We start from the raw sequence: 19363 nt of genomic DNA, 5'->3' as shown, positions 1-19363 counted from the left end.
ATAGGACGGGGCAGTAAAAAAAAACAGTACCCAAAAACTCAAAAAAACTAAAAAACTTTTACCACCTCTTGAAAAGTCATTTTATTTCAATGAGATAACTTGAATGTAATTTGCAATCGACCTGTGCTTAATGGCTGGATCTGACGTCAACATTTTCAGTGCTAAGTCAACATCGTCAGTAGGGTACACACCTGAAACTCGGATCTGGCTGAGCTCCGAATGCTGGTATACAAATACACCCGGATAGTAGGATTCTAGTGATTCAAGCAGCTCAGTCAGACTGATATCATTTGCAACTAGCCTATTGTTCAACCAAGCCAGTCTGATATCAGGGTTTGTTTGATAAGGTCCTGTTAGGTACCTGTCTGCAACTTCCATGGCTTGGCCCTGTTGCCCAATCACACATCTATGTTGTGGTAAATAACACAGCTCTACCTTAGATTCACTCACCACGACAAAGGTGTCTTGCCCTTTGGTTTTCACCGAGAAGCTGGTTCCTAAAGCTGTTGCACTGGTGTTATGAGTTGCCACCACCAGTGGCCATGAAGGGTTAGTTATTGCCTCAACGTGTATTTCGCCTTTGAATAGTCGAATCAACCTAGTGTCAGCATTGTATTCAATATCTACTTGCGTTTCGGCATTCAACGTCAATACGCTGCCATCTTGCAGTTGTATGGTTTGTGTTTGGCCTTTTAGGGTGTAGTGATCTGCTGTGACGCCACTTAGTCCTAAATGATTTAGCAATAGCCCAAACCCTGCAAACAAAGTAACGCTAAGGAAGGTTTTGGCGAGACTTACCGATCTGGGTTTATCTTTGTCTAGTACATTATTGAGTACCCGAACATTCAGGTCTGTATCTTCAGGGGTATCAAACTCACCCCAAAGCGCTTGTAATTCTGCGTACGCTTTTTGATTGTCTGGATGTAAGTTCAGCCACTGATGATGGGCTTGAATATCTTCGTCGGCGGGCGAATCTGAGTGGAGTAGAGCACACCAGTCTGCAGCCTGCTTGAGTTTATGTTGATAGCTGGTTTGATTCGCCGACATGGGTTTCTCTATGTGTTGATTATTCCATCAGTTGACTGTGGCAATGTAGCAATGTTTGCGCGATGTACTTTTGCACCATACTTTCAGAAACATTGAGCTGCGCAGCAATCTCTTTGTATTTCATGCCGTCTAAACGTGCCATTAAAAAGGCGCGTCGTGGTTTGTCTGCCAGACCCTCTAATAAACGTGATAGCGCTTCTAATCTTTGCATGGTTTCTAACACCGTTTCACATGAAGGCGCCTGCTCTTGCTGCATTTCGGTTTGCGCTTCAATATAGGCTTGCTCAATACGCTTGCGCCTCGCCTTATCTATGATCAAGCGATTGGCGATGGTTGCTAAGTATGCTCTTGGCTCTTTGACTTCAAGCAGATCTGTAGAGGAAGTCAGGGCCCTAATAAAGGTGTCCTGAGATAAATCCTGTGCATCGTGATGACAATGTAGTTTTAGCTTGTTTTGTAAAAATCTAACTAACCAAAATTGGTTATCACGAATAAAAAGGTCCATGCCAGCGGAATTCGACACCTTTGTTCCTTACCATAGTGCATAAATAGGAATAATTATCATTGACGGTATCATTAATAAGATGGTGTAGCAAGTCTATTATTCTACGAATAAAACATTGCTCGATGCAGATAACAGGGATTTTTCTAGTTCATAATTATCATAATTTTCAGTTTGAGAGGGCAATATGAGAGCAGCTTACTTAGCTTTGGTTTGGAATAGGTGTACCACTTCAAACGCCTTATATTCTTTGACTTCCCCGCTTTTTAAGTGGTTATTGAGTACCACCAGATCCGTGTTATGTTTCGCATCAGAGTAGGTCCATAGGCTTGTATCATGAGCAAACGTTTAGCTACTTATAAACTCGTTAAAAAAAGTGTTCTGAAAACACCGCGCAAACGAACTAGATGTTGAGCGGTGTTGCGTGATTTGCATCTATCCATTTGTATTTTAATACTTAATTTTAGTCATCTAGAAGGTTGGTGAGGTGATTCATAAAATGGCAAGGCGAGTACAAAGGCAGATTACGAGCAGCGATATTCAATGTGATATGCACAAGTAAGTTTGCTTCAATCGCTCCACACTGTGTTAAAGAATATGTAAATACGCCCAACTCTGAGCGAAGTGCTAGCTGAAAAACATCAAGCAGTTGACATTTTATATTCCGACGAAGTTATCACTACATGCGCTAAATCATTGTTTTTAGCTATTGTATTTAAAGTGTTTTTTAAGTTTAAACGTTGGCTTTACTAAGGTTTTTTATGGCGATAACCCCCCATTTTTCTGCACGACACTTTTATTTTCAGCTTGTTATAAAAATGTTGTGTGTTAATGGCGCAAAATACACAGATTCAATTACACTAAATAAAACGTGTTTGTTTTCCTAGCCGGTAAACGCGTACCGACTTTTTGACGTAAAGTCATTTATCACAAACTGCGCGAGAATAAAAAAGGAAATTGCTTTGCATATAGATGTAGAAAGTACAGGGAAGCGATTTAAGCTGTCTTTTATCGTGGTGTCTATCTGTGTCCTACTGAGTATGTTGGCATCTCTTTGGGTCTGGCAGCTTGCCGATAACCAAGAAAAACACCTCATTAAATTAACCGCGATTGCCAAGAGCGAATTGATTGAGCATCAATTTATCAATTCGATGCCTGCCATCATCAGTGCGCTGGAGCGCATGCGCAATCGCTGGGTGGCACGAGAAGGGCCGCCTTTTGAAGAGTGGCGATTGGATGCACAGGATTATGTCAATGATCATGCTGGGCTGCGTGCCGTCGAATGGGTGAACAGCGAGTATGTTGTTAAATGGGTTGTGCCACTGCAAGGCAACGAATCGGCAGTTGATCTCGACTTGTCATTCGAGAAAAACAGGTTAAAGGCCCTAGAGCGAGCAAAGGTCTCGAAAAACTTTTCACTGTCTAAGCCGGTCCAGCTTGTTCAAGGCGGTAAAGGCTTTTTAGCGTATTTTCCGATTTATATTCGCGGTAGATTTGACGGGTTTATTTTAGGTGTGTTTGACATATCCCAATTGGTAGATAGCTTGCTTCCGCATGAATTTATCAATGACTACAACATTGAAGTACTGTCAGAAGGCAGCGTGATGTTTAGTAAAGTAGAGGCGGGTATGCAGTACGATGAGTCTACTGGTTTTAGTCATTCATTTGCACTGCATGGCGTCAACTGGGAGTTATTGCTGTGGCCTAAGCAAAGCCGTGTTTCGGTTGATGACTCTGATATTCACTATATTGCCCTACTCAATGGGTTGTTTGTTTCTTTCCTGGCAGGTATCGCCTCTTTTTATTTAATCAAATCTCGCATGTCTGAGCGGATCATTAGTGCACAAGATGCTGAGTACAAAGCAACGCTCGACAACGCCATTGATGGCATCATCACCATAGATGCAAATGGTGTGATAAAGAGTATCAACAACTCGGCAGTGCGTATGTTTGGGTACGAAAAAGAAGAGAGTGTTGGTAAGAATATAAACTTCTTTATGCCTGAACCATATAAAAGTGAGCATGATCAATATCTGATTAATTACCTAACGACGGGTGAAAAGAAAATCATAGGCACTGGGCGGCAGGTGAAAGGTTTGCGAAAAAATGGCCAAATCTTCCCATTGGATCTGGGGGTTACCGGGTTTAGTGTTGCAGGTGAGCAGTTTTTTTGTGGGGTAGTGAGAGATATTTCCAAGCAAGTTGCGATGGACCAAGAGCGAGAGCAATTGATTGAGCGTTTGACCAAGTCCAACGAAGAGTTAGACAACTTTGCTTATATTGCCTCTCATGATTTAAAAGAGCCGTTACGAGCAATACAGAATCACGCTGGATTTTTAAAAGAGGACTATGAGACTGAGCTGGGCGAAGATGGTGTATATAAATTGGACCGTTTGGTATACCTAGGCTCTAAAATGGAGCAGCTTATTTCTAATCTGATGTATTTCTCAAGATTGGGCCGTGAGGAGCAAAGCAGCAAGCAGGTCAATATGGATGAAGCGCTCAGTCATGTGCTTGAACGCCTAAAAGAGTCGCTGCAAGAATATAACGTCGAGGTGCTCACAGAAGCCTTACCCAATGTGGTTGGTAACCAAACGCGATTAGAAGAGCTGTTATACAACCTAATAACGAATGGGTACAAATACAACTTATCGGAACGTAAATCTATTCGTGTGAATTATGATTTAGAGCGGCATGCATTTTGTGTCAGAGATAATGGTATTGGCATTGATGCACACTTTAAAACCGAAGTCTTCAGAATATTTAAGCGCCTAAATAGCAATAAAAAGTTTGGCGAGGGCACGGGATCTGGCTTGACCTTTGCGAAAAAAATTGTTGAACAACACAAGGGTAAAATTTGGTTTGAGTCGGAGCTTGGAAAAGGAACAAGTTTCTATTTTACATTGAAGGAAAGTGAAGTCGAAAATGAATGATAATAAATTGATTCTGATTGTAGAAGATAGCGATGACGATTATTACGCGACTAATCGGGCATTTAAAAAAGACGGTAACCTATCAAATCCAATTGTACGATGTGAAGACGGTCAAGAAGCGCTGAATTACCTCAGTCAAGAGTGGACACCGTCGCATCCAAAGCCGGCTATGATACTGTTGGATCTTAACCTACCGGGGCTGGATGGCCGTCTCGTGTTAAAAGAAATAAAAAATACTCGGCGCCTTGCAAACATCCCTATTGTGGTTTTGACAACCTCAGATGATGAAAAGGATATTGAGGAGTGTTATGACCTTGGGGCCAATACCTATATTCAAAAGCCAGTTAAACTAGAGTCATTATTTGATGCTGTACAAAAACTTAAAGACTATTGGTTTCAGATTGCGATTTTACCAAAAGGAGACTAACTCCATAACGGTGATAGTGTTTGGACGAAATCATATTAGGCTGGTTGGGTACTCGCCTGCACGGTAGACGTTGCCTAGCCTATTGTTTTGGCATGTCAGGGGCATGGTGCTGCTTGTGTGCTTGTATCAAAGAGCCGAAATCAATTACATTGAAACAGCTGAATTTCAAGAGTAAGTCAATATAGTGCACTGAGAAAGACTTGGTGTAATGACCCCCTACTTAATATCCCAGCGGACAAATAGGTTTGTTCGAAGGTGGTTTCTGGCCGCTGCACTCTACTTTTCTACATCATTGATTGTTCAATCACCTTACTACACGCCGTTTTTCCTAGTTTTGGATATGTAGCGAATGCCTTTTAATAAAATTCGAAGATTTTTCCGCATGAAGCAAATTATATTTATGACAATGAAGTTTGTAAGTCACTATCAAAAATAAAATAAATATTTACCAGCAATACTGATTGGCGAGGGAAGAGATGAAAAACAATGCAGTAAGAAGAAAAATAAAGGTGAATAACCTAATGGAAGAGGTACAGCATAACTTACGTCGAGTTCGAAAAAAGAACAAGCTGACTCAAAGTCAACTTGGTGCAAAACTCGATGTTGATCAAGCGACTATTAGTAATTTTGAGACCGGCAGAACGATTATGACCATGGCGCAGCTATACGAAATGTATCTTATATTTGGTGATGATTTTGCCTGTCCTTATATCAGCTATACAGGCAGTGATGGTAGCCAAAAAGCAGGCTAGTGATGCGTTGATGCCCTATATCTGAGAGGTGCTACGTAAAACCGCCATTTTCTTTGGTGGACCAGTGATGTGCTAGGCGCTTTAAAATAGTGTCTGTTGTATCAAAAACAATGTCCATGTGCGGATCGTGTTCTGATCACTGTATACAAGTTTGGAGTTTGTTCACCTACTTGGTTGGGGTCAATAGAAATTACGGCACCTTTTCATCTGCCAATGTGTATCGATCTGTGGCCTTTCTGGTTGGTAGCTAAAATGCGCCGCTGTTATGGTGGAAAGTCCAAAAGCCAGAGCCGTGCGTAAATACAGCGCAGTGTGTATGACCTACTAATTTCTGAATTCGAATGCGACAATCGACACTTTAGGGTAGAACAATAATGAGAGGCGGCTTTATAGGTTATCGTTGAAGAGATACTTCAGAGTGCTTGAGCAATAGAGACGTTACTTGTCATCTTTGAATCGATGGGCGTCGTCGCTATCATTGATTTCGTCACTGATACTTTTGATCTGATTTAAAAGCGCTTTTGCATCAACTTTACAATAAAACAACCATTTAAAAAAATGCCCTGTTCTAGGTTCACCTACACCTAATTCGTAATTGCTGACCGTTTCTCTGGTTATATTGAGTTTATCGGCCATCTGCTTTTGCGTCAGTCCTGCTTTTTTTCTCATCGCTTTAAGGTCATTACCACTTATCACATCATTATTCCTTTCCAAATTTTGAAGGTATTACTTTGATAGAGTTTATGTGGGCTTAAATCTTTAGCATGCATTGCGAAAATGAGTGCTTGGAATCATCTTTATATCAATAGTTATGGTAATAAATTTACCCAAGGTAGCTACTTTCATGGTGCTTTGCCAACTTTTTTCCTCTGCAATGCTCAAAATTAATTGTGTAATAAATGGTGTCAGGTCGTCGCGCATAAACTTCGTAAAACTTTCAGGTTGTTGATTCTTAAGGTTATAAAAATGATATAGGAAAAAGCCTCTATTGTGATTTCGTAAGCAATTATGTCAATGAGTGACAGGCTATCCCGTGTGGTTGTAAAAACAAACGAGAAGCGCTGCAAACTCATTGAATGATAGTTGAGGACGCGAACTAGATTTGATCAGATGTATTTTTATCTAGTGCCTGTTGTATTGCTTCCAGCATAGGTTGTGCCAGTCGCTCACTATAACCTGCTTGTGCATAGCTGATCTGGCCATTTTTTTCTATGACTAAAGTATAGGGCAGGCCGGGTTTCTTAAATCTGTTGTAGAGCGCATCTCTTTTATCAAAGACAAACTCAATTTGCAGCCCTCGCTGTTCAAATTGTCGAAGCAGGCTTTTGTATGTGCGTCGGGTTTGCCCGAGCTTTCCCTCTTCTTTTGTATTGACAACAACTACTCGAATACGCTCATTTGTGAGCTTACGCTGAAGTCCCTCAAGTAGTGGAAGCAGCTGCTTACAGTATACACACCATGAGGCCCAAAAGGTCACAATCGTGGGCGTGGTGGTACTGCGAAACACCGGCTCACCTAGTTTATTTTGACCGATAACCTGATCGGCACCAAAATGTGTGATGTTCGCGTTTGCCGAGGTAGTAAAACACAATACAAATAATAACATCAGGTATCTTTTCATGCAGTAGGTCCTGTAGGAGAGGTGGGTAATAGCGCAGTTTTAACGCCGTGAATATTCTAAAACGCGATTTTTTTACTATGATAACAGTGATTGCGTAATTGTACCTAATTTAGGTTGTGCATGGTGAGTGCATAAGGAAACTGAATCTATATCACTTTGCTCTTTGGCTTTATATTTGAATCTAGGGTGAAGTAGTTTACTGGCTTGAGTAGTAACGGCAAAGAAAGGCGCTGGTACAAATGAGGTTGTTGGTGCCGACATCCCAAGGCGTGGTGCCAATTTAATTGCGCTCCTTACTCGGCGTATGCGATATCGCTGTATTAAAGAGTGATAGACCAACAGCCCAACAAAATTACCGCAACCACACTCAGTAACACATTGCCCTGTTTTTGGCGTATTAAATTGGGTTGGTCGGCTGTGTTATTCGGTTTAGCAAACAAGTAATTACAGATAAATGCGAAAAGAACAGCAAGTGCAATTTGCAGCCAACCAAATGACAGTACATAACCAGATATCAGCACACTTGCCAACATACCAATTACAGCGAAGTATTTCGCTTTTTTAGGCACTACTTTGTGCTGTTGCCAGTTACTTAGCGTCACACCAAATTTGGGATGTGTGAGCAACCAATATTCGAGGCGTTTAGATGACTTGGAGAAGCACCATAGTGCCATAATTAAAAATACCGTAGTTGGCATGATTGGCAATAAAGCGCCAATCACAGCCAATCCGAGTGACACAATGCCGCCGGCAAAATAACCATACTTCAACATATTACGTTGTACATTAAGCGACATGGGTACTCGGAGAATGGGTGTAACTTATCTCTACCAGCGCATTGGCAAATTTAAATGCAGCCTGTGCACCAGCTAACATCGCTTGCTCTTGGTCCTCACTGAGCTCTACCTTTTCAATGCTTTGCATGAACTGCCTCCAATGGGCGCCTCTGCCGACCTCTGATCCAGCTAGAAAGCGTGCACCATATTTATCACTTAGGCCCAGTTTTTCAGCCTCTTTGGCTAAAATAGCCGCGCCAAGTTTTGAGCCTTCAATGACATATAACCAGCCCAAGCTTTCATAATGGGAGGCGTTGAGCTCGTTCAGCGTGGGCATAGCAGCCGGCTGTGGCATATTTAAATCTTGAAAGTCAGCAAGGAGTTGAGCACTGCGATCTCTGGCTTGCAGATCTGGGATAATGGTTGCTAATTGAGCATCTTGATACAGTGCAGCAACGTGTTTCATTAAGTGGTATTGGTAGCACAAAAATTGACCATAATTGGCTTTGTTGTCAAACGGCGACTGCGCCATGATCTTTTTGTCGAGTTGGTCGTGAACACTGGATGTTGACGTTCTAAGTTTACTCATTCTCGGGTAGTTAGATGATTTTAAGCTGCTCATAATTTTCTAATTTAATTGGTCATATAAATAAGAACGTATGAGCGATAAAAACCCTTACCATACACTTTATGATTGTTTTCAAGTTATTGTTATTAAGATTCTTTTTATTTTTAGATAACGAGTGAGCGGCACTGGTCATGTTTTGTTAGGCGCGTTGGCAAGGGTATCTATGGGTGGTGCACTGCGATTATTAACCGAGCTTCGAAATAATAAAAATGCTCGATTTTTAAACACATATCAAACCAATAGCAATACTTTACGATCAATCATCAGCCAAAACCTAGCCATTTCAAATGAAAGTCTCTATATCTCAATTGGGAACATTATTGTAAATAACATGTAAAGGAAAGCGCGATGAAAAAGCGATATTTAAGTGCCCTCACAGTGTGCTTAGGACTAGCCGCCAGTCATGCTGATGCGGCAAGTTGTGCAGATACCAATGTCTATCCGAATTGGCCACAGTCTGATTGGCAGGGTCAGCCGAGCCATGCCAATACCGGCGACAAACTTGTCCACAACAATATATTGTATCAAGCCAAATGGTGGACCAGTGCGGAGCCTGGAACCAGTTCGGCATGGCGGTATTTAGGCCGTTGTGATGATGCAACACAGATCACGCCAGTTGAAAAATACGGTCGTTTAAAGGTGTGTGGTACGGGACTGTGCAGCGAATCAAACCAGCGTGTGCAGCTTCGTGGCATGAGCAGTCACGGTCTGCAGTGGCATGGATTAGGTAAATGTTTAACTGAAAAAAGTTTGGATGTATTAGCGTTTGACTGGCAAGCTGATATTTTGCGTTTGAGCTTGTATGTACAAGAAGGCGGGTATGAAACAGATCCGGTTGGCTTTACTAACCAAATGCACCAACTCATTGAAATGGCAAGCCAGCGTGGGTTATATGTGTTGGTTGACTGGCACCAGCTTGATCCGGGCGACCCAAACTACAATGTTGAAGGGGCAAAAAAGTTTTTCACCGATATTGTGACCAAGCACAAACACCGCAATAACCTGATCTATGATATTGCCAACGAACCAAATGGCGTTCCTTGGTCAGCGGTACGCCACTATGCTGAGCAGGTTATTCCTGTGATCCGTGCGATTCAACCTAATGCTCTGATCATGGTCGGAACTCACGGTTGGTCTACGTTTGGTGCATCAATGGCAGATGGCGATTTACAAGATGTGATCAACGACCCAGTTCCATTCGACAATATTATGTACACCTTCCACTTTTATGCTGCTGCACACACCGAATATCATCGCAATATGCTGGATAAAGCTTCAGATATTTTTCCCGTATTTGTCAGCGAGTTTGGTACTCAGCACTACACTGGTGGCGGCGCAAATGACTTTGTCAGTTCACAAAAGTACATAGACTTGATGGCACGAAAAAAAATCAGCTGGACCAATTGGAATTATTCAGACGATCCGCTGAGTGGGGCTGCTTGGCAAGTGGGCAGCTGTGCGGCGCAAGACTTTTCAGACGCTCAATTGAAAGAAGCGGGTGCTTGGATAAAGGCGAAAATACAAGAGGGACGTTAGTCGTCAGCACATTGCTAATCAAACAGTAAAAGAGAGCAATTGCTCTCTTTTTTATTTAATTTTTTGGAATAAGTACAAGGTGGCTTAAATGTCGCTAGCTTATTCATAGTACTGACTTATTTGTTTTTTTACCTTTGTTGGGGAAGTTTAGCCATGCAAATTAACTTTAATATTTTCAAAAAGATGGGGTTTTTGAATAAATAATTTGCAACAAAGTGAGCTGTACTATAGTTTACTTCGTAAAAAAAATGTTTAAGAAAAAATAGTGGTGAAGTGATGTTACAAGCAATTGCTCGATTTGTATCTAGCCATATGACAACAGTTGTATTACTTCCATGTTTACTCTTAGGCGCAGTGATTTTTTATGATGTATCAATGTCAGCGAAACGGATGAACGACGCGTATGATGCAGAGTACAATGCGTTTTTGAGTCATATGGTGCTGAGTGTGATCCATGAAACACAAAAAGAACGAGGGGCCTCTGCTGGGTTTATTGGTTCCAAAGGCACAAAGTTTAAGGACAAGTTACGCCAGCAACGCAGTCAAACAGACAAACTGATTGCCAAGTTAGCGGAAGAAAAACAACACTGGCAATTGATGCCTGAAATGGCTAAAGAGTTGGCTGAATTTGAAAGTAAGTTCCGCCAGTTATCTCAGATCCGTGGTCGTGTAGACACCTTATCCATCCCGCTTTCAGAAGCGCTGAAATATTACACAGATATTAACCTCAAAGCGCTGCATATGGTGATCACAGCCTCGCGATTGAGCAATGACCACACCATCGCCACCGAGTTGGTTGCGATTTATAATTTCTCAAGTGCTAAAGAGTCGGCTGGTATTGAACGCGCAGTGCTGTCAAATGTGCTGAGTCGCGATAGCTTTACACCAGCGTTAAAAACCAAGCATGTGGCCTTGATGACCAAGCAAGATGTGTATTTAGAAGAAGCGCTTGAAGCGTCGCCTCCAATCATGAAAAGAATTTTGCAGCAAGCACTGAGTGACAATGCCTTTCAAGAAGTTGCACGCTATCGCAGTGTGGTTGAAAACAAAAATGCCAATTTTGGCTTAGATGCAGAGGCGTGGTTTAAAGCCGCGACTGAGCGGATCAATGTGTTAAAAGAGTCCGAAGAAGAGGCGCTTACATTGGTTGACAAGACCGCGATAAAGATCCAACAGCACGCAGTTTTGGTGTTGGTGATTGAGTTGATTATTTTAGTGGTTGGATTGGTGATCACCGCGTCACTGTTCTTTGCCATTCGCTTGCGTCGCCGACAGTCAGCAAAAATCGCTGAGGGTATCGATATTGCAATGCTGCATAAAAACTTAGGTCATGAAATTGGTGTAATTTCAAAAGATGACCTAGGGAAATCGGCAAACAACATCAATAAACTCACGCGACAGTTTGAAGACGATTTGGTCGAGTTTGCGAAAGTGTCTTCTAACATCGCTAATGCCTCGCAAGAAACGGCGGCGGCGATCCAGCAAAGCCAAGAGAATTTAATTAGTCAGCAGTCAGGGATCCAAACCATTGCCTCTGCCTCAGAGCAAATGAGCGCCAATATTCAAGTCATTGCAAACTCCATGAATGAAAACGCTGTAGCGGCTAAAACAGTGACGCAAGAATCTCTTCAAGGACAGCAAGTTGTGGCGGATGCGGTGCAGGTGATACAGCAGGCATCCGACGATATGGCACAGTCTGCCAAAACAGTTGATGCACTGAATGAGCGTGTTGGTAGTATCTCATCTATGGTTGAAATGATAAAAAGCATTGCTGAGCAAACTAACTTGCTGGCGCTAAATGCGGCTATTGAGGCCGCCCGAGCCGGGGAGCAAGGTCGTGGGTTTGCTGTGGTCGCCGATGAAGTCCGCAGCTTGGCGAGCCGTACGCAAAAATCAACAGAAGAGATATCAGCCTTGGTGACTGAGTTGCAATCCAGCTCTTCAGAGGCTTCTAATGTGATCACGAAAGGCAAAGAAAATGCCTTAGAAGCGGCAGAGCGGGCAGAAGAAATCAAACGCGCACTCGAGCAAATTGTAGAGCAAGCGCAGCAGGTTGAGTTAGTGACAGAATCGGTATCGAGTAATACGCAGCAGCAAAGTAATGCGATTGATGAAGTGAGTAAAAACATCAATGGGATTTTCCAAAAAGCAACGGAAAACGTCAGCGGCGCAGAGCAAATCAATGTTGCTGCCATTGATATTGCTGAGGCTGCTAAAGTGATGGATAAGCTGATCGCAGAATATACGGTAAGCCAATCAGTACGATAATGAAATTGGTGGGTATATAGGGGCACATTATACCCACCTGTCGTATATCTAATTGATCCCAGACAACTGCACGGTCGTATCATGCTGTAAAACAGCAAATATGAACACGTATGCAGCACACCCTAAACCCTAGGAAGCTACTAAACAGTAAGTGGACATCGGTCAGTCCTACTCATAAAGAGAAGCATTTTATTGTCACGTCGGTCGAATTTGACGAGCAGGGACGTGTGATTGAATGTCTTATTGAAGCGCTGATGACCCAGCGTGAAGTTGCTATAAACTGGCGCGAGTTAAAAGATCCTAAAATGTGGAAAATAGGATGGCAATAATCTTAAACCATTATTGATTACCCTCTATTTGATGTTGTTTCCGATAATCGCTAGGGGTCAGTGTAGTGTGTTTTTTAAAGGCGGTATAAAATGCCGACTTGGAATTAAAACCAACCTCCATGGCAACAGTGAGGATAGCGTCTTGCTCCTGCGCGAGAAGCTGTTTCGCAGCGTCGACACGGTGTTGATTGACGAAGTCGAAGAAACGCATTCCGAGTGTCTCATTGAGCGTTTGCGAAATATAGTGGCTGGGTGTATGAATGTGCTTGGCAAGTTTAGGTAAGGATAAATTTGCATCTAGGTAGCATTTATCTACCACCATAGCGTGTTCTAATTTGGTGACTATTTGAGAAGCGCGCTGATGGTCCAGTGCACTGCGTTGGTACTTCACTTGTTCTGAGGAAGTTGGATCAGACACAAATTCATGGCTATCTGCTAGCTCATAACATTCAGTGAAACCTGGTTTTTGTCTTAGTCCCCACAAAGCGAGACTATATACAAGGAGCAGGAGCATCATTGCATAAAGATGTTGGTCAAATTGGATTGGGCTAAAAAGATTGTCTAAAAATAAGTCTAGAGCAATAAACAACCATACCCCGCCAACCGAGATTAACAGCCAGACTAACCAACGCAACTCTTTTTGTTCTGTCGACGCAAAAACATCTTTCAGCTGCTCGTGATAGTGATGCAGCCTGTTGATGAGTTTGTAAAAGTACCAGGCAGATTGCGCTATCCAGCCTAATACACAGCCAAAAGTCACAATCAATAAGCCGTAAATAACGCTGCGAAGCACTGTTGGAGCTTGCTCTACGAGTGTCAGGTTATCATTTACTAAAATGGCGTAGCGATATTGCTCTGGTAATATCAGCGCTACCAGTGCGACCAGACAGCCAAATCCGCTTGGCGCAAAATGCTTTATATCGCTTTTTTGAAATGACCAAGGTGTTTGGCAGGTTAGCCCTATGCTGTATAGCCATAAACTGGGTGCAACAAGTAGTAATGCGGGTAGACAGAAGATTAAGTGCAATACTTGAAAGCTAACTGGCAATAATGTTTTGCTAATGGGCAACGCGGTAATGAAGCCTATAGCGAGTAAACACACAGCTAAAGGCCGGTAAACTTGCCTATTCCGAGCACGCAATAAAAGCTGATGAGCGCTGATCACTATCACGCTAAGGGTTGCAATTTGGAGTGCAAATAGGCTTGGTGGCTCGGTTATCATATGCATTGCAAGGTTCTTTTTATAGCGGTCTATAAAATTAAAGTTAGTAGTTAAAACAACATATTAAAGTTAACTGTTAGGTTGAAATAACCCCATGAAAGTTCTCGCCAATCAGCGCGGACGACACTTTTTTAGTCATCTTACATAATCAACTCACACATCACCAATGAAATATGTGAGCAAGCAATGACGCAAAAAAACCAACAAACACCATTCAATTGGCCAGTTGTCAGTGGTTTACTTCTGATCACGGCTATCCCAGGCATACCAGCTATCATTATTGTGGCCCTGGTATTATTGGGAGCGGGAACTGTGGCAGGGATATCGAATACCATTAACCCTCAATACTTTTCGACACCTGCCGCGATTTTAACACACGGTTTTTCTGGCGCTGTGTTCTTTTTAACCATGCCTTGGCAGTTTTCACCACGTATTCGTTTACACTATCCAAAATGGCACAAATTCGCGGGGCGTTTCGCTGCTTTATCAGGATGTGTCATGGCTCTCTCTGGTATCTGGATGCATTTAGTATTGACTCCCAATGACTTGGGCGCGCGATTTATTGCTTTAGTTATTATGAGCGTGGCGATTGTGGGGGCGTTTGGTATCGCCATTTGGTCCGTATTAAATGGGCAAATAGTAGCGCACACAAAGTGGATGATGCGTGCTGTTGCTATTTGCTTAGCAGCCATCACACCGTTATTGCTTGGTGCGATTTTACAAGTGCTCTTGGGTAGTTGGCAGGAAACTTTTAAAGGGGTTTTTGGATTTTACCACGACTATGACCGGCTAATTGCAATGGCGATAAATTTGATACTGGTTGAGTGGCTGGACAAGAGACGGGTAAAGGTTCTAGATGAGAGTAAAGAGGGTGTGGTAAGTGAATCTGCTGGGTCGATGTGACTGTGAGTGGTTGTGTAGCATTGGTGACAAGCCATAGTAGCGGTAATTATCAATAATTTTTTGAAACTAATTTATCTTTAATGGCTATTATCAAGTTTAATCGGTGGTATTAAAGTAGCAGCTTCATTCTCAGCCAATGTGCATAGGAAAGAATATGAGCAAAACGATTTTGATAACAGGGTCAACTGATGGGATTGGATTAGCGACCGCCAATACGTTACTCGAGCAAGGGCATCACGTGCTATTACACGGACGTAACTCTAAAAAGCTGAACACAGTATATGGTGATCTTGCTGCACGCTTTGGTAAAGATAAAGTAGGGCAATATTGTGCTGACCTTTCTGTGATGACACAGGTGAACGTGCTAGCGCAAGCCGTGAGCGAGGAGTGTCCGAAGCTAGATGTATTGATTAATAATGCCGGGGTGTTTCATGTTGACAACACTGTGACTAGTGAAGGGTTTGATATGCGATTTATGGTCAACACCATTGCACCTTATATCTTGATGCAGGGGTTACGCAGTGCGCTGGGTGCAAGTGGGCGGGTTATTAACTTGTCATCAGCTGCTCAATCGCCTTTTGAGGCCCAAGAGTTGCTCACGCCTAGCCGTTTAACTGCTGACGCCGTTTATGCCAAAAGCAAACTGGCTTTGACCATGTGGTCAATGCAGATTGGCGCTCAGTGGAAAGAATCGGGACCAAGTGTTATTGCAGTTAATCCCAAGTCATTTTTAGGCAGTAAAATGGTGCAAGAGGCATATGGAATGCAGGGTAGTAGCGTGCAACTTGGCGCTGACATTTTGCTTGAAGCTGCGCTATCTGAGCGCTTTGCTCAGGCTTCTGGACGCTACTTTGACAATGATGTTGGTCAGTTTCGTGATCCGCATGTCAGCGCGTCGACGCCGGGTTTGATGGCTCAATTGATGGAGGTTTTGACGCAGCTGGAAGCATAGCTTCAAAGATCCTAGTCCCAATAGGGGACATCGCCGATATAGGCTTTTAGATAGTCGATAAACACTCGTACTTTGGGGGCCAGTAGCCGGGAGCTCGGATAGACGGCCCACAGTGCAGTATCATTGATAAGTGGTTGGTCTTTGAGTACTTGAACCAGTTTTCCCTCTTGAAGTGCTTGATAAGCACACCACATTGAACACAATGTGATCCCCATGCCACGCATACATGCGTCTCGAATTGCTTCGCCATTATCAATGTGGAGTTTGCTCGCAGGTTTAAATTTTATAGTCCCTTGGTTGTTGGCAAACACCCAATGCTCTATTCCGGTGAGGTTGATAATAGGGTGAGTTTTTAACTCGTCGATGTTCGCAGGGATACCGTGTTGCTCAATGTAATCAGGCGAAGCGCACAAAATACGTGTATCACTGGCCAATTTACGTGCGACTAAGGTGGAGTCGCTTAACGCAGCATTGCGAATAGCCACATCAAATCCACCTTCAACCATATCAACTATGCTGTCGCTCAGTCGCAAATCAATATGAAGCTCGGGGTAGAGCTGGGTGAATTCAACTAATGCAGGCACAATATGCATTCTGCCAAATGAAGCGGGGGCCGTGACGCGCAACGTACCCTGAGGGGTATGGCTGCCTGCACCAATAGCTGCTCTGGCACTTTCTACACTATCCAGTACCGACTCAGCATGGGGTAAAAAGGCAAACCCCTCCTCAGTTAACGACACTTTACGCGTGGTACGATAGAGCAACTGTGTCCCCAGTGTTTCTTCAAGTTTATTGATATGGGCGCTGGCAACCGCTGCTGAGAGTCCCAATTCTTTGCCTGCAAGGCTTATATTGTGTGTTGCTGCGATGCGCGTGAACAACTTTAGGTGAGCAATATTCATTATCAAGCAAATCTTAAAACTGATTGTATTAGTAGCTGTATTATCAAAATTATAGTTAAAAAATATACTAAATGCATTCATTGAACGAGGGTTTAGCTATGAAAGCGATGGTAATTAATGCATTTGGTGATACTGAGGTTTTTACACAAGCGGAGGCAGCACTACCGAATGTCAGTGTAGGGCATGTGCGTATTAAAGTGATGGCGAGCAGTGTCAATACGGTTGACACTATGATTAGAGAAATGGGTCCGGCATTGCCTCTGTCTCCGGCGCTACCAGCCATTTTGGGGATGGATTTTGCTGGCATCGTGGATGAAGTTGGTGAGGAAGTAGAAGGCTTTAAAGTGGGTGATGAGGTGTATGGTTGTGCTGGCGGGCTGGCTGACTTACCCGGCGCACTTGCAGAATATATGGTGGCTGATGCAAATCTCATTGCACATAAACCAAAGTCCCTCAGTATGCGAGAGGCAGCGGCACTGCCGTTAGTTGGGATCACTGCGTATGAAGGTTTGGTGCGCGCAGGCGTTGGTCAAAATCAACAAGTCTTGGTGCATGGTGGAGCGGGTGGTGTTGGTCACGTTGCTATACAGTTGGCCACGCATTTTGGTGCTGAAGTTTATGCAACCGGCTCAAAACCAGCACAATTACGTTTGATCGAACAGCTTGGCGCGACGCCAATTAATTATCAGACGGAATCGGTTGCCGACTATGTAGCGACGCATACGCACGGGGCTGGATTCGATCTTGTCTACGACTCCGTGGGTGGGGCGAATTTATTGAACTCTTTTGAAGCAGCGGGGCTAAATGGCCAGATAGCAACTACTGTGTCACTGGCAGAAATTGATTTGTCAGTTGCACACTTTAAAGGCTTGTCACTGCATGTTGTATTTATGCTGATCCCCATGCTTCATAATGTGCAACGCAGCGACCATGGTCGAATCTTAGCGAGTATGGCGAACATCGTAGATAGTGGAAAACTACAGCCTGTGTTGGATGACTCGGACTTTAACTTCGATGAAATCGGCAGTGCGCATGCGCGTTTAAGCAGTGGGCAGGCAATGGGGAAAGTGGTGGTCAGTAATCGTTGGTAAGTAAAAAATATCTCCGCCATTGTATCAACTAAAATAGGTGCAGTTTTAACAATGTACCGCTATGATAAATTTATGTGTCTAAGCGTATGAGTTGTCGGTGTCTTTTTATCTTCTTTCGTTACTGCTGATGTTTGCACTGTTCGGCGTTGCATCAACGTATTTACTGCGATTTATGTACTGCTATTGGGTTAAAAAACGCCTGATATTGTCTTATTTGGGACGGGCGGGGTTATGTGTCGTATTGGTGATTCCACTAGTGGCACTCAATTATTTTTTAGTGGGATAGACAGTGATGATCACATCACTGTCTACTCGATTATTTCAACACAATAGATTGGCAGGTACTGCTAATGCATAGCGCTTGAACTGGTAATACTGGCTCGCATATTTCGCTGGCAATCTTATCTTTATTTTGTGATTGCTCTGCCAGTGTGACCATTTTAGCGGCGCGCTCTACCTCTTCTTCATTTACATTGCGTGATGAATAAACTAAATATCGGCTTGGTCCACCACAGGTAAGCCGCTCGCCTACTGCGATAACTTTACATTGAAAGCTGGCATCACACCCTTTATCTGCGATGCTCTCTTCCAATGAGCCATTTGACTTCGCTTGAGCAGATTGTGGCTCTGAATAGGTGGCTTCACAGCCGGCTAAAAAAATCAGTGACAGACCACATAATGTGCCGAGGTTCCACTTCATCGATAGTCCCTAGTTGGTGATTTGTTCGTACCTTCTAGTTTAACACAAGTATTTTCAACACATTGGGTTGATGGCTGACGTAAATGCTCACAAATACTGATCATGCCATGTTTGGCGTTGTACTGTGCTTCACTGTCGGTGAGTTTTTTCGCCAGTTCATAGACTTTGCTCTGATCGGCGGTTTTACTTGAAAACAACAGGTAACTTGAAGGGCCACCACATGCTCTGCTGCCAACTGGAATGGCTATGCACTGACTGTTGCTGTCACAGCTTTTGTCTTTGGTAATAAAATTAAGGTAAGCGTGTTGGTTTTTGATCCCAGCTTCTGACACTTCGTCTTCATCGTAGTGTGCAATTGGCTCCATGGTGGTGATCATTTTTGCTGGTGCCGGCTTACTGGTCCCCTTGTCATGGCGAGTCGCTGATTTGGTTTGCAGCTGAGCTGGTTTCATTGGCTTTTTACTGGGCTTTTCCTGTTGTTGAGATGCCTCAGGTTGTGCTTGTTGTGATTGCGTTGGCTCTGAGCCAGCCTTTGTTGTGGAACATCCTGAAATAATTACTAGGCTAGCAAGTGTTAGCTTTAATGCGTTCATAATCTATCCTGTTTTTTTTTAACAGTGTGCCGTGCTTTATAATGAGATACAAGAGCTAGCACGCTAGGGTTAAGCAACAAGTTGAGTGAAAACTGACCCAATTTAGTGGGCCATGACTCGCCTGTATAGAGGCTGAATAGCCACAGGCGAGTGAATATTGCTAACCCTATATAAGACTAGA

The 19363-nt window shown here is 43.2% G+C and carries 20 protein-coding genes; 9 read left to right on the top strand and 11 right to left on the bottom strand.

Annotated elements, in window-relative coordinates; all coding sequences use genetic code 11:
• Nucleotides 1-81 precede the first annotated feature (81 nt).
• Nucleotides 82-1047: a FecR family protein gene (locus QNM18_RS22055; RefSeq protein WP_284138455.1), complete on the bottom strand. Its 966-nt coding sequence runs from the start codon at nucleotides 1045-1047 to the stop codon at nucleotides 82-84.
• Nucleotides 1048-1066: 19 nt separating this feature from the next.
• Nucleotides 1067-1570 carry a sigma-70 family RNA polymerase sigma factor gene (locus tag QNM18_RS22050; RefSeq protein WP_211012585.1) on the bottom strand — a complete coding sequence of 168 codons (504 nt, stop codon included), beginning with the start codon at nucleotides 1568-1570 and terminating at the stop codon, nucleotides 1067-1069.
• A 941-nt stretch (nucleotides 1571-2511) separates the two neighbouring features.
• On the opposite strand from QNM18_RS22050, the gene QNM18_RS22045 reads away from it, so the two are divergent.
• The 3 genes from QNM18_RS22045 to QNM18_RS22035 all read left to right on the top strand — a co-directional run bounded on the left by QNM18_RS22045 (nucleotide 2512) and on the right by QNM18_RS22035 (nucleotide 5661).
• Entirely contained in the window at nucleotides 2512-4482 is a 1971-nt protein-coding gene (locus tag QNM18_RS22045; RefSeq protein WP_284138454.1) for a PAS domain S-box protein, read from the top strand.
• Nucleotides 4475-4909: a response regulator gene (locus tag QNM18_RS22040; RefSeq protein ID WP_211012583.1), complete on the top strand. Its 435-nt coding sequence runs from the start codon at nucleotides 4475-4477 to the stop codon at nucleotides 4907-4909. Before QNM18_RS22045 ends, QNM18_RS22040 begins: the two co-directional genes overlap by 8 nt.
• Before the next feature lie 476 nt (nucleotides 4910-5385).
• Nucleotides 5386-5661, top strand: coding sequence for a helix-turn-helix transcriptional regulator (locus QNM18_RS22035; RefSeq protein ID WP_211012582.1), 276 nt, complete (start codon nucleotides 5386-5388; stop codon nucleotides 5659-5661).
• 438 nt (nucleotides 5662-6099) lie between these two features.
• On the opposite strand, the gene QNM18_RS22030 is transcribed toward QNM18_RS22035, so the two are convergent.
• From QNM18_RS22030 to QNM18_RS22010, 5 genes are all read right to left on the bottom strand, one after another.
• The gene (locus QNM18_RS22030; protein ID WP_284138453.1) at nucleotides 6100-6357 is read right to left on the bottom strand and encodes a helix-turn-helix domain-containing protein; all 258 of its coding nucleotides are present in this window, start codon (nucleotides 6355-6357) and stop codon (nucleotides 6100-6102) included.
• Between the two features lie 400 nt (nucleotides 6358-6757).
• The gene (locus QNM18_RS22025; protein WP_284138452.1) at nucleotides 6758-7282 is read right to left on the bottom strand and encodes a TlpA family protein disulfide reductase; all 525 of its coding nucleotides are present in this window, start codon (nucleotides 7280-7282) and stop codon (nucleotides 6758-6760) included.
• 75 nt (nucleotides 7283-7357) lie between these two features.
• Complete coding sequence (locus tag QNM18_RS22020; protein WP_284138451.1) at nucleotides 7358-7561, bottom strand: hypothetical protein; 204 nt, start codon at nucleotides 7559-7561, stop codon at nucleotides 7358-7360.
• Nucleotides 7562-7602: 41 nt separating this feature from the next.
• Nucleotides 7603-8055: a YbaN family protein gene (locus QNM18_RS22015; protein WP_417714866.1), complete on the bottom strand. Its 453-nt coding sequence runs from the start codon at nucleotides 8053-8055 to the stop codon at nucleotides 7603-7605.
• A gap of 13 nt (nucleotides 8056-8068) precedes the next feature.
• Entirely contained in the window at nucleotides 8069-8680 is a 612-nt protein-coding gene (locus tag QNM18_RS22010; RefSeq protein ID WP_284138449.1) for a biliverdin-producing heme oxygenase, read from the bottom strand.
• 354 nt (nucleotides 8681-9034) lie between these two features.
• Here QNM18_RS22010 and QNM18_RS22005 point away from each other — a divergent pair, with 354 nt between their 5' ends.
• The 3 genes from QNM18_RS22005 (at nucleotide 9035) to QNM18_RS21995 (ending at nucleotide 12819) form a co-directional block, all read left to right on the top strand.
• The gene (locus tag QNM18_RS22005; protein WP_211012577.1) at nucleotides 9035-10222 is read left to right on the top strand and encodes a cellulase family glycosylhydrolase; all 1188 of its coding nucleotides are present in this window, start codon (nucleotides 9035-9037) and stop codon (nucleotides 10220-10222) included.
• A gap of 276 nt (nucleotides 10223-10498) precedes the next feature.
• Entirely contained in the window at nucleotides 10499-12490 is a 1992-nt protein-coding gene (locus tag QNM18_RS22000; protein ID WP_284138448.1) for a methyl-accepting chemotaxis protein, read from the top strand.
• Nucleotides 12491-12600: 110 nt separating this feature from the next.
• Nucleotides 12601-12819 carry a TIGR02450 family Trp-rich protein gene (locus QNM18_RS21995; RefSeq protein ID WP_211012575.1) on the top strand — a complete coding sequence of 73 codons (219 nt, stop codon included), beginning with the start codon at nucleotides 12601-12603 and terminating at the stop codon, nucleotides 12817-12819.
• Nucleotides 12820-12829: 10 nt separating this feature from the next.
• Here the strand turns inward: QNM18_RS21995 and QNM18_RS21990 are convergent, their stop codons facing one another.
• Nucleotides 12830-14047 carry a helix-turn-helix domain-containing protein gene (locus QNM18_RS21990; RefSeq protein ID WP_284138447.1) on the bottom strand — a complete coding sequence of 406 codons (1218 nt, stop codon included), beginning with the start codon at nucleotides 14045-14047 and terminating at the stop codon, nucleotides 12830-12832.
• Nucleotides 14048-14227: 180 nt separating this feature from the next.
• Between QNM18_RS21990 and QNM18_RS21985 the strand changes: the two genes are divergently transcribed.
• Together QNM18_RS21985 and QNM18_RS21980 are read left to right on the top strand one after the other, a co-directional pair.
• Nucleotides 14228-14944: a DUF2306 domain-containing protein gene (locus QNM18_RS21985; RefSeq protein ID WP_284138446.1), complete on the top strand. Its 717-nt coding sequence runs from the start codon at nucleotides 14228-14230 to the stop codon at nucleotides 14942-14944.
• 154 nt (nucleotides 14945-15098) lie between these two features.
• Nucleotides 15099-15896, top strand: a complete 798-nt coding sequence (locus QNM18_RS21980; RefSeq protein WP_284138445.1) for an SDR family NAD(P)-dependent oxidoreductase — start codon at nucleotides 15099-15101, stop codon at nucleotides 15894-15896.
• Nucleotides 15897-15907: 11 nt separating this feature from the next.
• Here the strand turns inward: QNM18_RS21980 and QNM18_RS21975 are convergent, their stop codons facing one another.
• Nucleotides 15908-16798 (bottom strand): LysR family transcriptional regulator, encoded by an 891-nt coding sequence (locus tag QNM18_RS21975; RefSeq protein WP_211012571.1) that lies wholly within the window; start codon nucleotides 16796-16798, stop codon nucleotides 15908-15910.
• Between the two features lie 98 nt (nucleotides 16799-16896).
• On the opposite strand from QNM18_RS21975, the gene QNM18_RS21970 reads away from it, so the two are divergent.
• A complete protein-coding gene (locus QNM18_RS21970) occupies nucleotides 16897-17889 on the top strand; it encodes a zinc-dependent alcohol dehydrogenase family protein (protein WP_284138444.1) in 993 nt (330 codons plus the stop codon).
• 316 nt (nucleotides 17890-18205) lie between these two features.
• On the opposite strand, the gene QNM18_RS21965 is transcribed toward QNM18_RS21970, so the two are convergent.
• Nucleotides 18206-18589, bottom strand: coding sequence for a hypothetical protein (locus QNM18_RS21965; RefSeq protein WP_284138443.1), 384 nt, complete (start codon nucleotides 18587-18589; stop codon nucleotides 18206-18208).
• Nucleotides 18586-19182 (bottom strand): hypothetical protein, encoded by a 597-nt coding sequence (locus QNM18_RS21960; RefSeq protein WP_284138442.1) that lies wholly within the window; start codon nucleotides 19180-19182, stop codon nucleotides 18586-18588. The genes QNM18_RS21965 and QNM18_RS21960 overlap by 4 nt, the downstream gene beginning before the upstream one ends.
• Nucleotides 19183-19363: the final 181 nt, after the last annotated feature.

The organism is Pseudoalteromonas obscura (assembly GCF_030135505.1).
Lineage (GTDB): Bacteria > Pseudomonadota > Gammaproteobacteria > Enterobacterales > Alteromonadaceae > Pseudoalteromonas > Pseudoalteromonas obscura.
The sequence above is the reverse complement of the archived record's forward strand: the minus strand, read 5'-3'. Positions and strand labels throughout refer to the sequence as shown.